Source organism: Mucilaginibacter gotjawali (genome assembly GCF_002355435.1).
In the GTDB taxonomy this organism is placed as follows: Bacteria; Bacteroidota; Bacteroidia; order Sphingobacteriales; family Sphingobacteriaceae; genus Mucilaginibacter; species Mucilaginibacter gotjawali.
Map to the genome: position 1 here is coordinate 6,211,768 of NZ_AP017313.1, position 14,481 is coordinate 6,226,248.

14 protein-coding genes are annotated in these 14,481 nt (G+C 44.3%); 8 read left to right on the forward strand and 6 right to left on the reverse strand.

The window, feature by feature from the left end:
- Positions 1-327 precede the first annotated feature (327 nt).
- The 3 genes from MgSA37_RS27385 to MgSA37_RS27395 are packed head-to-tail and all read right to left on the reverse strand — an operon-like array spanning position 328 to position 1,752.
- Entirely contained in the window at positions 328-1,230 is a 903-nt protein-coding gene (locus MgSA37_RS27385; RefSeq protein ID WP_096356944.1) for a prohibitin family protein, read from the reverse strand.
- Between the two features lie 12 nt (positions 1,231-1,242).
- Positions 1,243-1,434, reverse strand: coding sequence for a DUF6358 family protein (locus MgSA37_RS27390; protein ID WP_096356946.1), 192 nt, complete (start codon positions 1,432-1,434; stop codon positions 1,243-1,245).
- A gap of 3 nt (positions 1,435-1,437) precedes the next feature.
- Complete coding sequence (locus tag MgSA37_RS27395; protein ID WP_096356948.1) at positions 1,438-1,752, reverse strand: rhodanese-like domain-containing protein; 315 nt, start codon at positions 1,750-1,752, stop codon at positions 1,438-1,440.
- Positions 1,753-1,873: 121 nt separating this feature from the next.
- Here MgSA37_RS27395 and MgSA37_RS27400 point away from each other — a divergent pair, with 121 nt between their 5' ends.
- The 5 genes from MgSA37_RS27400 (at position 1,874) to MgSA37_RS27420 (ending at position 6,257) form a co-directional block, all read left to right on the forward strand.
- Complete coding sequence (locus MgSA37_RS27400) at positions 1,874-2,992, forward strand: DUF4407 domain-containing protein (RefSeq protein ID WP_096356950.1); 1,119 nt, start codon at positions 1,874-1,876, stop codon at positions 2,990-2,992.
- Positions 2,993-3,275: 283 nt separating this feature from the next.
- A complete protein-coding gene (locus tag MgSA37_RS27405; RefSeq protein ID WP_096356952.1) occupies positions 3,276-3,914 on the forward strand; it encodes an O-methyltransferase in 639 nt (212 codons plus the stop codon).
- Between the two features lie 3 nt (positions 3,915-3,917).
- Positions 3,918-4,451 carry a glucosaminidase domain-containing protein gene (locus MgSA37_RS27410; protein WP_096356954.1) on the forward strand — a complete coding sequence of 178 codons (534 nt, stop codon included), beginning with the start codon at positions 3,918-3,920 and terminating at the stop codon, positions 4,449-4,451.
- Between the two features lie 86 nt (positions 4,452-4,537).
- Positions 4,538-5,455, forward strand: coding sequence for a glucosaminidase domain-containing protein (locus MgSA37_RS27415; RefSeq protein ID WP_232010746.1), 918 nt, complete (start codon positions 4,538-4,540; stop codon positions 5,453-5,455).
- Positions 5,456-5,519: 64 nt separating this feature from the next.
- Entirely contained in the window at positions 5,520-6,257 is a 738-nt protein-coding gene (locus MgSA37_RS27420; protein ID WP_096356956.1) for a peptidase associated/transthyretin-like domain-containing protein, read from the forward strand.
- 79 nt (positions 6,258-6,336) lie between these two features.
- On the opposite strand, the gene MgSA37_RS27425 is transcribed toward MgSA37_RS27420, so the two are convergent.
- A complete protein-coding gene (locus MgSA37_RS27425; RefSeq protein ID WP_096356958.1) occupies positions 6,337-8,862 on the reverse strand; it encodes a TonB-dependent receptor in 2,526 nt (841 codons plus the stop codon).
- Between the two features lie 153 nt (positions 8,863-9,015).
- A complete protein-coding gene (locus MgSA37_RS27430) occupies positions 9,016-9,357 on the reverse strand; it encodes a hypothetical protein (RefSeq protein WP_157750765.1) in 342 nt (113 codons plus the stop codon).
- Between the two features lie 313 nt (positions 9,358-9,670).
- Between MgSA37_RS27430 and MgSA37_RS27435 the strand changes: the two genes are divergently transcribed.
- From MgSA37_RS27435 to MgSA37_RS27445, 3 genes are all read left to right on the forward strand, one after another.
- Positions 9,671-10,018, forward strand: a complete 348-nt coding sequence (locus MgSA37_RS27435) for a hypothetical protein (protein WP_096356962.1) — start codon at positions 9,671-9,673, stop codon at positions 10,016-10,018.
- Between the two features lie 65 nt (positions 10,019-10,083).
- A complete protein-coding gene (locus MgSA37_RS27440; RefSeq protein ID WP_096356964.1) occupies positions 10,084-10,797 on the forward strand; it encodes a peptidylprolyl isomerase in 714 nt (237 codons plus the stop codon).
- A gap of 80 nt (positions 10,798-10,877) precedes the next feature.
- A complete protein-coding gene (locus MgSA37_RS27445; RefSeq protein WP_096356966.1) occupies positions 10,878-11,645 on the forward strand; it encodes an exodeoxyribonuclease III in 768 nt (255 codons plus the stop codon).
- Positions 11,646-12,009: 364 nt separating this feature from the next.
- Here the strand turns inward: MgSA37_RS27445 and MgSA37_RS27450 are convergent, their stop codons facing one another.
- Positions 12,010-14,307 carry a GH92 family glycosyl hydrolase gene (locus MgSA37_RS27450; protein ID WP_096356968.1) on the reverse strand — a complete coding sequence of 766 codons (2,298 nt, stop codon included), beginning with the start codon at positions 14,305-14,307 and terminating at the stop codon, positions 12,010-12,012.
- Between the last annotated feature and the right edge of the window lie 174 nt (positions 14,308-14,481).

Sequence of the window (14,481 nt, forward strand, 5' to 3'; positions counted from 1 at the left end):
TTTTAAAGGAACAAGATCCCGACTAAAATAATTACGCCTAAAAAATGAATTACAAATGGCATCCAGGCAGCCGCACGCCGTTGTGCTTTAAATAATGCCTTTACCAAAAACACTACGCTGCAAATAAGAATGATCGGGTAAACAAAAAATCCAAACCAGGCCCTGCAAGGTTGGTCGGATCAATCTTATGAGATATAATAATCAGACTAAACGCTATAAAGTAATAAACTAAAGCAAATGATACTTTATTCATATTACATTCGCAAATATTTCGCTAATTCCATTGGAGAACATTCGCCCTCATTCGTGAAATACGTGCCTATCAATTTATTTGTCACTCAGCATGATCGGATTTTTCCCGCCGCCCATGATAATGATCTTGGTATTGGGCGATAAGGCGATCTCCTTTTGTGCCAATATAGATTGGTACTCCAGCTGCTGCGCAGTTAAACCAGTTGACAAGATTTTCTGGTAATCAGCAATACCCTGGGCTTCTACGCGTTTACGGTCGGCTTCCTGGCGTTCTTTTTGCAAAACAAACTGCATTTTTTGCGCATCCTGTTCGGCATTTATCTTTGACTCGATACTTGCTTTTACTGATGGTGGCAATGAAATGTTGCGTACCAGTATGGATTGCACTACAAGTCCCCGTTTTGCAAAGCTCTGCGTAATGGTTTGGTTTATTTTCGCCTGGAATTCCCCCCTTTTGATTGAATACAGATCAACAGCCTGGTAGCTCACAGCGTTGTCGCGGATAGCGGTCCGGGTAACCGGGCGAACAATTTTATCCTGGTAGTCCTGTCCGATATTTTGAAGGATATATGGGGCCTTTGCCGGGTCTACCGTATATAAAACAGAAAGATCGATAGTAACTTCCAATCCATCAGACGAAAGGACCGTTATCGCGTCATCCCCCTGTACCTGGCCTTCATTCGATTTGGCGCTCATTGTATAATTCTGCGTTTGAATGTTAAAGGGAACAACATCAACTACGGGGTCTATAAAGTGCAAACCGCTTTCAAGGATATTATCCTGTACTTTACCAAAAAGCACCTGTACGCCTATTGTACCGTGGTCGATTTGTTTAACTGATGAAAGGCCGAGGCCTGCTATTACAACGATAATACCTACGGTGCGGGTAATGCCGGCAAAATGGCTGCTTGGTTCGGGCGAGCGCTTCATCACTATACTTACTATAAGTATAATGAGACCTAAAACTGCGATAAGCATAATTTAAGGGGGTTATGGTTTTTTGAGTGTGTCTTTGATATCCTTCAGGATCTTTATCTTGAGGTAAACAAATATACCAATTAGTAACACTGCGCCCGCTAAAAACACATAATTATGTCCCTCAATTCCGTATTGATAGCCGCTGATAATGCATACAAATATCCCAACGGTATACAGCACGTTGGGGATAGCCTTTTTCCACATGGCTTAATATACGTTAATGGTGGGGTCAATCTCATCGGCCCAGGCAAGGATGCCGCCTTTAAGGTTTATCAGGTTGGTAAAACCCTGTTGTTCCAGCTGCATAATGGCAGCGGCGCTGCGTTTACCGCTACGGCACATTACCACAACCGGTTTTGTTTTGTCGATTTTATCAGCTTCAATTAATATGCCTCCAAGGGGTATTAAAGTACCGCCAAGGTTCGACATTTCATACTCAAAATCTTCCCTTACATCTATTAATTGAAAATCTTCGCCTTTGTCTTTTTTCTCTTTTAGTTCCTGTACGCTTATTTCTTTCATGGTCAAATATAAAAATTTTTATAAAGGTAGCTGACCTATAAATATTTAGGCCCGCCTTTTGTAACAAACATTAGCTAAGTGCGTTTTATATATGTTTTAAAGGCAAAGTTATATTTTATTAATGAAGAAAGTAACCCGTTTTTTTTGGTTCTGTTCGGGAGCACATATTGGCACACTAAAAAAATACCCTATTGAGCATAATAAATATGTAGGTATTGGGGCCACTATATTTTTCACAGCGTTATTTGCAGCACTTTCAGGCGGTTACGCCATGTATTTTGTATTTGCGGGCAATCCGCTCGCGGTGATTTTTGCGATTATTTTTGGGTTGATATGGGGTACGGCTATTTTTAATATGGACCGTTATATTGTATCCAGCATTGATAAGCAAGGAACCACTAACCAGCAAATCCTGCAGGCTTCGCCCCGTATTTTGCTGGCCATCATGATCGGGATCGTTATTTCGAGGCCGCTGGAGCTGAAAATATTTGATAAAGAGATCCGCCAGAAGTTAAAAACCGCCTATTTAAAAGGTCAGCACCGCAAAATTGATACGCTTCAAAAAACATATACCGAAAAATATGCGATGGAGCTTAGCAAAAACAACGACCTGAAAAAGGAAAAAGATTCCCTCGAAACTGATATCAACCGCTCACGCTACCAGCTGAACCAGGAGGTATTTGGCGATAAAAGCAACCAGACGTCGGGCATAGTGGGTTATGGCACTTATGCCAAACAAAAACAAGCCATTTTACAGGAAAAAGAGGACCGCCTGAAAACAGTGACCGATAACCAGGCAAAAATGGACCAGTACCTAAGTTCCCGTAAAAACCACGAAGGTGTGAATGATATTCGCCTTTTTAACGACCACCAGTTAGACAGTCTCTCTAATGTTGCGGGATTTTCGGACCGTAACTGGGCGCTGGGGCAGTTATCCTATAATGAGAACGGCACGCGCGACCTGGACACCTATCTTGCAGAATCATTCATCAGTTTTCTTTTCATCTTATTTGAATGCCTGCCGGTATTCGTTAAGCTGATGTCGCCAAAAGGGCCCTATGATGTGGCCGTTTCAAAATTGTATGACGCCGATATCCATTACGCCGAAAGGGATAAAGAACGGAATATCCAGGTGACCGACAGCGTGTACGATCATCACCTCGGAGAAGAAATTGAAAAACAAAAAAAGATCATTTCCGCGCAGTCAGACTACGACCTGGAGCGGCATCGGTATGATTAGTTGATTGGGTTGAATGGGTTGATTAAGTTGGATGGGTTATATTAAGTTGAATGGGTTGATTTAGTTGGATTAGGTTGATTTAGTTCGTGCGGAAAATACCGGATAGTAAGACCCAAAATCACCAGCTTGAGACTGCCTGCCAAATTTCACAGCAACGTTCAAATTCAGTAAAACCAACCTTTTCCGCAAAAACCCGCCAATAAAATTCATTGACAATCAACCGATTGCCAAAAAAATCAATGAAATCCTTTAATCATTAAAATCTGTGGTCTACCTTTGCGCCATGGACATATTACCCCATGACCTGCAAACATACCTGGATGATCATTGCGATGCAGAACCAAAAGCATTGCAAAACATCAACCGCGAAACTTATTTAAAAGTGCTGCGGCCACATATGCTTTCGGGGCATTACCAGGGCAGAGTATTGAGTTTTTTGAGCAAATTAATACAGCCGAAACTCATCCTTGAAATAGGAACTTTTACCGGTTATGCAACGATTTGCCTGGCGGAGGGCCTTGTTGAGGATGGAATTATTCATACCATTGAAGTGAACCGCGAGCTGGAAGAAATGCTTAATTCACACTTTGAATCCACAAATGTTGGTAAAAAAATAAAGCTGCATTTTGGCCAGGCAGAACAAATTATAGGCGAAATGCCGTATACAGGCTTCGATCTGGTTTTTATTGATGCAGATAAAAAGAATAATTATAACTATTTTCAACTTATATTTGAAAAAGTACGATCCGGAGGATTAATAATAATTGATAATGTGTTGTGGAAAGGAAAGGTGTATGGCGAAGAAAACGACGCCGATACACAAGTTATCCGCAAACTAAATGACCTGGTAGCCGCTGACGAGAGGGTTGAAAAGCTCATCCTTCCTGTTCGTGACGGGTTGCTGGTCATCAGAAAAAAGTAAATTATGAAGAAACTCTTACTGGTTACATTGCTGCTGGTTCCGTTTTTAATGGCATCGGCCCAAAAAAATACCCCCCAATCTTATATTGACCAATTTAAGGAAGATGCGATCCGCATCATGCACGAAACAGGGGTTCCCGCAAGTATTGTTTTAGGTGTAGCTATGCACGAGTCGGGCTGCGGAAACAGCGCACTTGCGAAAAATTTAAACAACCAATTCGGCGTAAAAGGCGGAAGCAGGATAGTTTATTATAACAAGCATAACAAAAAAGTAAATACCGCCTATAAAAAATATGGGTCTGTTTATGATTCATTCGAGGATTTTGCCCGGATCATGACAGAGCGCCAGGCGTTTAGCGGCCTGTCTGACAAGTTCACTCATTTTGATTACCAGGGCTGGGCGCACGGTATCCAAAAACACGGGTATGCGCATGATCGGCGCTGGTCAAAATATGTGCTTGATATTATCGATAAATACCATTTGTATTTATTTGATGAGAAACCAGCCAACCAGGACCAACTGGCGCAAAATAATTAAAGCATAATTTCCTGATTAACGTTTTCCTGATATCCCGGCTGAATTTAGCCTGATTTATGGTTGTTTTTTGATATTTCACTCAATAAATGACGATAAAGCTCAACCTAATTAACCAAAACAACGTATTACGGGTAATAATTGGCGGTACGCAACTTGCCAATGGTTTGGTATTTATAGCGATGAGAAAAACAATTTATTTATTTATCGGGCTTGCGTTTTTTACTTCATGCTCGGCGCACAGGATTACAGTTTCAAACAGGGCGGCAAAACAAAACAACAGGCATATCAGGCAACAAAATGATGGAGCGGACTATACGCCGCTTACCTCCCTGCAATATATTGACCGGTATAAGGCCATAGCCATACAGGAAATGAATTCGTACGGCATACCGGCGAGCATAACACTGGCCCAGGGCCTTTTTGAATCGGGCAGCGGCAACGGCGAACTGGCCAGGGTGGCTAACAACCATTTCGGCATAAAAAGCACCCCCAGCTGGACCGGGAATGTTTATTACAAAGATGACGATAGTAAAAACGATGCCTTCAGGGTTTATAACAGCCCCGAAGAATCGTTCAGGGACCATTCCCTGTTTTTAAAGAGGAAGAACTATACCCCATTATTTGACCTGGATATAACCGACTATAAAGGCTGGTGCAGGGGGCTAAAAAAAGCTGGTTATGCTACCAATCCTAATTACCCATCTATTTTAATAGGTATCATCGAAAAATACAACCTGCAGCAATACGACAATCCGGGTTATAAACAAGTTGAAATTAAAACGCAGGATCCGGCGCCTTTAACGCAGCGTCCGGACAGTATTTATGCCATTAAAGATTCGGCGGTTCAAGCCAATCCGCGTAACAAAACTTATACAGTTAAGCAGGGGGATACACTATATAATATTTCCAAACGTTTTGGATTATCGGTTGATGACCTTAAAGCACTAAACAACCTCGACGGGGCTGCTATTAAAATTGGCCAGGTTTTGGTTGTAGTGAAATAAGGCTGTTAATTTTTGTTAAACTATATTGGAAAGAATAGCCGAAAGTTTACTTTTAAATAAATATATGAAACCCCGGTTATTTCTGTTATTGCTACTGCTTACGCTTAAAGGCTTTGGACAGCCAAAACCCCTTGAAGGCATTGTGTTTGATAAGGAAAGCAAAGAACGCATTGCAAGTGTAAGTATTCACGATCTGACCAACGGCATAGCCATTTATGATAACCTGAAAGGCGAATACCAGATTATAGCCGCTGATGGCGATATTTTGGTTTTTTCGAAACAGAATTATCGCTCAGACACCATAAAAGTTCAGTCCCGTGCGCAACTGGCTGTTTCCATGGTGCGCCTGGCCATACAGCTGAAGGAAGTTACGGTACATAACACAACCCTTACCCCCGACCAAAAACTGGAAGCAACCAAAAATGACTTCACAAAAATTTACGGCTCATTGGCCTATGGCGATTATTTATCCACACCTTACGGCGGCGGTGCGGGTTTAAGTATTGATGCGTTATGGAATTCAATTAGCCGCAGCGGGCGAAATGCTTCAAAATTAAGGGATGTCATCCAGCAGGATTATGAACAGAACGTTATCGATTACCGCTTTAACCGGGAATATGTAGCCGGCATCACAGGTTTAAAAGACGATAAACTTACTTCGTTTATGTTCAGGTACAGGCCGGGTTATTATACGGCTTCAACCATGAGCGATTATGAATTTATAACGATGATCAGGGCCAACCTGCGCAGATTTTTACGCAGCCAGCGGACCTACGGGTTAGCCCCGCTGGTAAGCAAATAGTAAAACAGCCACTTCATATAAACACAAAAAACCCGGTTTAGATACCGGGTTTTTTCATTGTTGTAATAGGGGGAAATATTTATGATTTTGGATGGGATGACAAATCAAAAGGTACCACTACCTTAAAACTGATGTTGCGGCCCATGTTAAAAATACCTGGCTGAACCCCAGCCGGAACTGTTGGGTTATCAAAATATTTAAGCCGGCTCATGTTTGATTGATAGCTCACATTGCCCAGGTTGGTGCCTTCAATAAATAATTCGATAACCTTTTTCCCTGCTGAATTTACAAGATTGCCACCAATGCCTGCGCTAACCAGGTTATAACCCGCGGTATAAGTCTCTGTTCCGTAGGCAGACAAATAATGATTTTGCGCGTCGAAATGATCAAAACCAACAAAGCCATAAACATTCTTCAGGCTGCTGAAGCCTTTAGCAAAAGTACCCCGAATTTCGGAATGGGTATGTGCCGGGGGTATAAATGGCAGGTATTTCAAACTATCCGGCACATGCCCGCCGGTCCCCAGGTTGGTGCCATACGTTAAGGTAAGCGAGTTTTCAAAATGCAGCCATGGCCATGGGTGGATATCCAGGCTAAATTCCCCGCCCTGTATCTGCGCTTTGCTTTGCATATAGCTAAACTTACTATACTGCCCTGTTGGGTTGGAAGATCCATCGGCGTTTACCCGCTCAGGGTTGCCGTTGGCATCAAGCAATTGCTCCTGGAAGATATAGTTTTGCAGGTTGTTCCTGAAAACTTCGGCACTTGCCGATACATTGGGCAAGGTTAAAAAGGCGCCGATATCCTCCTGCGTGTTAAATTCGGGTTTAAAGCTGCTGTTGCCCACATGGTAGATCTGCGAACCAGGGTCGGGGCCGTTAGCAGATAACTCGGCGATACTTGGCGCCCTGAAACCGCGCGCAATATTGGCTTTTATCAAAAACCTGTCGGAGAAATTATAGGTCCCTCCAAAACTTCCCGACATGCCCGAGAAACTTTTACTTAATGCGCTGAACTGCCGGGTAACATTTGGCGTCGAGGTTGGGTTTGTCCCGGTATACAGTGTTGGATATTGAGTTGCCGTATCGATATAAGCTGCTTGTCCGCTGAAGGAGCGGCTATCGTACCTTAAGCCGCCTTCAAGGTCCAGTTTGCTAAAGCTCTTTTTTACAGCAAAGAAAGGACCGATATCAAACTGGTGGTATGCCGGTATCGGGAAATCAGTACTATAGCCAAGGGCATTGCTTTGGTACATGCCGTTAATGCCAAAGGTGGTTTCATAACCTTTCCCAATTTCAATATTATATTTAACATCATAGGTATAGCTGCTTAGCGCAAGGTTTAGCCCGGGAATAGTGCCGTCTTCGGGGTGTGTAAACTCCCTGCGGTGGCTGTATTCATATCCCAGGTTAACGGCCAGGTTGCCGCTGCCCAATATAAAATTACTGTTATTGTAAATACGGTATAGCTGTACGTGCTGGTGCAGCGTAGGCAGGCTGTAACTATTTAATTCAGATGCCGGTACAATGGGCCTGTAGGTATCCGCCTCGGTAATCTGTTTGGTAAACTGCCGGGTAAGCGAGTCGCGGCTGCCATCGGGGATCGCCTGCAGGTCATCAAATACAGATGCATTTAAGTAAGATGACCCCCATGACTTATTAAGGCCGACCATCACCCTTGCATCCTTTTCGTTAAAATTGGTGGCATATACCCTTCCGTCGTGCGGGTCCTGGTAATCCTTCGCCATTTTGTCTGAAATCACTGTTCCCCAAACCAGCCCGTTATTGTTGCCCTGCAGTTTAAGTGAAGTATTGATGAGGCCGTTATTTGTTCCGTAGATCCCGGTAAGCGAACCCAGGATCCTGCCCTCCGGAACGGGCGATGATGTGATCATGTTTACTACCCCGCCAATTGCATCGGAGCCATAGGTTAAACTGGCCGGTCCTTTGATGATCTCCACCCGGTCAATAGAATTCTGGTCTATTTCTATACCATGTTCATCGCCCCATTGCTGCCCCTCCTGCCTTATGCCATCCTGCAGCGTAACCACCCGGTTATAGCCCAGGCCGTGGATATACGGCTTTGAAATATTGGGCCCGGTAGTAACCGCGCTTACACCCGGTAAGTTGGCGATCACGTCGATCACGTTCCCGGAGGCTGAATGTTCATCAATATAATTCTTACCAACAGCAACCATAGGTACCGGGTCTCTTTTTATTTCGGTAGCCTTACTAACGCCGGTGATCACCACTTCGCCGGTTTCAATGGTGGAGGACGTCAGTTGTATATTGAGTACGGTGGTTTTTGCGAAATCCACCTTTTCGGTATAAGTTGAATAACCCAGGTAGCTTACCTGTACCAGGTATACGCCTTTAGGCAGGTTATTGATATTAAAATGCCCGTTTACGTCAGTAATTGTGCCCGTTTTTAAATCGGGGATGCTGACGGTTGCACCAATAATGGGTTTGCCATCGGCTTTATCGGTTATCGTTCCCGTAATGTTACCTATCGTGACATCGCCGGGCGGTTTTTTACCTTTTGCAAATGATGTAAACCAACTCGTGACTAAGACCAGGAATAATATATAGGATCGGATGATTCTCATGTAAAGTGTAAATAGGGAAATGATTTAAAAATGTATTTCATTTATGCGGATAGCTAACAGGTAAAATAGATAGCGTCCTTTGATAAAAGTTTAATCGCCTGACAGCAAGAATTTTTGTATGAATTGCTTTTTGGCAGAAAAGCAGCAAAACTTTTAAACGATGTTTGTTGAATGACAGCACGGAGGAGCCCGGCCACCAGCTGAAATAAGTTTTACAGCTGAGGTTTTATATTCACAAACTTTAAAAGAATGAGCAATAAACGGCACCGGTTTTAAAAAAACCTGGTACGTGGCCATCATCGCGTTATGGTGCATTACGTCGCACATATAACACTTCTCTTTTACGATTTGATGATCCGCCGTTTTTGAATGGGTATAAATCCTGGCAGCCGCTACTGAATCAGGATGCTGGTGTGCAAATACCATTAACTGGCCGGCAATAAAGCAAACCAGCAATATCCACGTACGGAGCATATGGTATTTATCCTTTTTCAAGCCGGTAAATGAGGTCGTTTCTAAAAATTGAACAAAAGTAAACAATTAAAGTTTGCCGCCCATGCGCCAACGTAACAATCTTGTTAAATGCAACAGAGTTCTATTTGGTTTATTAGTTCACTGGTTCATTAGTTCATTGGTCTTTTCAGGTTGACATGGAAGATTAATAATTAAATCAGCTATAGTCTTAACCCGCGAAAACCATATCGAACTTTTCACCAATGAACCAGTGAACTAATGAACCAATGAACGATATTAAACTTTTCACCAATGAACTAATAAACCAGTGAACCAATGAACTATCTTTGCCCGCATGAAGCCTGCGGAAATTAATTTGAAATGGAATGCGTTACAGCAAAGGATAGCTGAAGAGTTTGACAACGAAAAGCCCGATGTAAAAGTGATGCTCTTTTTAATCGGAGTGCAGGAACTCGGCCAGGGGCCAAAAAAATTCAGCAAAAGGCAAAAAGAGGAGCTGATGCATATCGCTACCTGCAAACTATTCAGCATGATAGGCTTTTATGAACTGGAGGGCCTCGACCAGGATGGCTGGCCGCATTGGAAACTGGTAAAAACTATCCCCAATTATACCCTGCTTGAACAGGAAATGTTGATGAAATCGTTAATAGTTAGTTATTTTGAGGAATTGGATGTAAGTTGATTGGGTTGATTAAGTTGATTAGGTGAGTGGTTGATTATTTCAAATATTTATAAAACAGATCATTTATGAAGAAATTTTTATCGGCATTATTATTAACCGTATTTACTATTTCGGCAGTATTCGCCGGCGTGCCCAGGAACCAGTATGTAAGGATAAAAACGAGCTATGGCGAATGCATTATCCGGCTGTACAACGAAACACCTCAACACCGGGACAATTTTATCAAGCTGGTGAAAAAAGGCTTTTATAACGGAACGCTTTTTCACCGGGTGATCCAAAACTTCATGATCCAGGGCGGCGATCCGGATTCAAAGGATACCACTAAGGCAAAACCCGGCGCCGAATTGGGCAACGGGGATGTGGGTTATACCGTGCCCGCTGAGTTCAGGGATAGCCTGTTCCATAAACGCGGCGTACTGGCCGCTGCAAGGGATGACAACCCGGCAAAAGCATCCAGCGGCTGCCAGTTTTATATTGTTGAAGGCAAACGTTTTACCAATGCTAAAATGGATAGCCTGGAAAAGACCCCACGCATGAACGGGCATAAGATTCCCTCCTGGCAGCGCGAATATTACAGCTCAGTTGGCGGCGCGCCGCACCTCGACCAAAATTATACCGTTTACGGTGAGGTAGTGATGGGTATCGATATGATCGACCGCATTGCCGCAGTAAAAACTGATAAAAACGACCGGCCGGTTTCAGATGTGCCTATGACAGTTGAGCTGTTGAGTAAAAAGGAGTGTGAAGAGTTAGACAAACTTAGCCCCCCAGCCCCCTAAAGGGGGAGCTTGCGGGTTAAAAATTTCAAATTCATACAATTAAACATTAAATAAACACCCCCTTTAGGGGGCTTGGGGGCATGAAAATAATCACTTATAACGTTAACGGCATCCGCTCAGCCATGAGCAAAAACTGGATAGACTGGCTGCGGGCTACTGATGCAGACGTGGTTTGCCTGCAGGAAATAAAGGCTACGCCCGATGTATTAACGGATCTGCACCTGGTGGAGCAGTTGGGCTATGAACATTACTGGTTCCCTGCCGAGAAAAAAGGTTACAGTGGTACCGCCATCCTCACCAAAAAAACGCCCAAACATGTGGAATACGGCTGCGGTATCAGCGACTACGACCGCGAAGGACGTAATATCAGGGTTGATTTTGACGAGGTGTCAGTAATGAGCGCATATTTCCCGTCAGGCTCCAGCGGCGATGACAGGCAGGCTTTTAAGTACCGTTTCCTGGATGAATTCGGCAGATACCTGGAGCTGCTGCAATCTCAGTGCCCCAAACTGGTGGTATCCGGCGATTATAATATTTGCCACCGGCCTATTGATATCCATAACCCAAAATCAAACGCCACTTCATCAGGCTTTTTGCCCGAGGAGCGCGAGTGGATGGAAAACTTTATTGAATCGGGCTATATCGATACCTTCAGGCACATGAACAAGGAACCGCATAATTATACCTGGTGGAGTTTCAGGGCCAATGCAAGGGCCAAAAACTTAGGCTGGCGAATTGATTACAATATGGCGACAAAAGCCCTCGAAGAAAATATTAAAAGAGCCGCTATTCTTCCCGAAGCCCGGCACTCCGATCATTGCCCGGTTTTGCTGGAATTGGCCTTTTAATAGTTGAATTTGGACTTTATTCAAACGATATAACATTCAATATATCAAAATCGCACAATGTTTTCGCGCGGTGATGTGGGTTGATAAGAATAGCTTACCAAACAAAATGCCCCATAGGGGTTTCCGCTTTGTAGAAACCAAATACCAAGGATAATTGCCACGTCAGTGGCTACCCTTCGCGAATTGGGTAGCCGCCGACGCGGCAAAAATGACGTTTAAACATCGTGCTACAAAGCGGTAGCCCCTATGGGGCAAGGATTATAATGTTTTGAACCTGTGCTATTTATGGGCAAAAGCTAAGAGATTTATTATTAGGAATAGCGAACCCGCATAAATTCGCCCACCCAACAACTCCCGTATTACACTATCCCTTATGCTTCGGCCCCATCACAAAAGTAATTTCGCCGCCATTCATAATATCTGAGTGGCTGATGAAATAACCGCTCAATACCTGGCCGTTTAATAATATCTTCTGTACATACACATTTTTATCGCTTTGGTTTTTTGTGTTGATGGTAAAGGTTTTGCCATTCTCCAAATTAAGCACTGCATGGTAAACTGACGGGCTGCCTGTAGCATATTGATCAGATCCCGGTGCAACGGGATAAAACCCTAATGCGCTGAAAATATACCAGGCGCTCATTTGCCCGGTATCATCATTGCCGCCCAAACCGTCAGGCGTGTTTTTGTACATCTTTTTCAATATCATGCGGATCTTATCCTGGGTTTTCCAGGGCTTATCGGTCCAGTCGTACATGTAGGCGATCTGGTGCGAAGGCTCGTTGCCATGCACATAGTTGCCAATGATGCCGTCTTTGGTAATATCTTCGGTCTCGGCGAAATACTTATCCGGCAGGTTATAACTAAACAGGCTGTCAACATAGGTTACAAACCTTTTGTTACCGCCCATCGCTTTAATCAGCCCCGGCACGTCATGCGGTACATATAGGGTATAGTTCCATGCGTTACCCTCAATAAAACCCATACCTATAGTGGTAAACGGATCAAACTTAGTTGGGCGGAAAGTGCCGTCGGCCAGTTTGGGGTGCATAAAGCCGCTCTTCGGGTCAAATACATTTTTCCAGTTTTGCGACCTTTTGATAAACGTATCGTAATCAGCCGTGCGGTTCAGCTTTTTGGCGATTTGGGCGATACACCAATCATCATAAGCATATTCAAGGGTGGAGGATACAGAATTGCCATCCTTTTCATCCGGGATATAACCCATATCGTTAAAATAACCTATGCCTTCATAATCGCGGTGATTGGCCGTGGTAATGGCCGCATCCAAAGCCTTGTTGGCGTCAAACGGCGCGTTGCCTTTGATAATGGCATCCGCCAGTACCGATACACTGTGGAAACCGCTCATGCACCAGTTTTCGTTGGCCGAATTGCTCCAGATCGGCAGCATGTGCTCCGGGCTCTGGTCGAAATGGGCCAGCATGCTTTGGGCTATATCCGCATTTCTTTTGGTTTCGATGATGTTGAACAGCGGGTGCAATGCCCGGTGCGTATCCCAAAGGCTGAAGGTGGTATAATTGGTAAAGCCATCGGCATGATGGATGCCCTGGTCAAGCCCTTTATAGTTGCCATCAGCATCCATGTACACCGTAGGGTTAATCATGGCATGGTACATCGATGTATAAAAATTTTCCTTATCATCCTTGCTGCCTTCAATCACAATTTTATGCAGCTCGGTTTCCCATTGCTGCTGCCCGTCGTTCTTCACCTTGTCAAAATCCCAGCCCGGGGCTTCGGTTTGCATGTTATTCAACGCACCCTCAATACTCACCGGCGACAGGGCCATCTTGATCTTAATCTTTTCATCCTGGCTGGTTTTAAAATCAAACCAAACTTTTATTTGCCTGCCGGCAACATCAGGGAAGTTTTTTACCCCGTTAAATTTGCCCCAAAAGCCGCCGTAAACTTCGCGCTTGCTAAAGTTTTTATAGCCCATTTGGGTAAACGGCTTATTAAACGTCATGGCGAAATAAAGGGTGCGGGTACGCGCCCAGCCATTGGTAATGCGGTAACCGGCAACGGTACTGTCGTTTATCCGGCGCAGGTACACCCACAGGTTTTTATCCGGGTAATTGTAAATGCCCGCCATCAAATCCAGGATAATGTGCGCGTTATCCGATTTCGGGAACGTATATTGGTGAAAACCCACGCGGGTGGTAGTCGTCATTTCGGCAATAATGCCGCTGGCATCCAGTTTCACCTTGTAATAATTGGCTGCGCTAACCTCGTTGTCATGCGAAAACGCCGAGCGGTAGCCGCTGCCCGGTTTATCTGCCGTGCCGGGGTTCAGTTTCAGCGGGCCAACAGTAGGCATCACCAAAAAATCACCCAGATCCGAGTGGCCCGTGCCGCTGAAATGCGTATGGCTAAAGCCCACTATGGTTTTATCATCGTACTGGTAACCGGCGCAGTATTTATACACATCGGGGTTGTAGTGGCCGTTAAGGTCGTAACTGGCCGTATCCGTTTCGGGGCTCAGCTGTACCATGCCAAAGGGCACGGTAGCGCCAGGGTACACATGCCCCATGCGCTGCGTGCCGATGATCGGCCTCACATATTGCACTAAATTTTCGGAAGGTTGATTTTGTGCTGCCGCGATAGAAACAGCGGCGCTAAAAATAGCGGTCAGTATTTTCTTCATTTTTGGTCAATTACTAAAGCCCAAAGATAATGGCATTTACGAATTACGAATTACGATTTTAGATTTGTTACATGCGCCAATCGTAAATTTCTTCCCGTCCGTCCGGTTTTGGATAACGGGTGATGCGGATGGATGCGGACGGAAAACTCACCCAGCCGTCATCCCGATCCATAT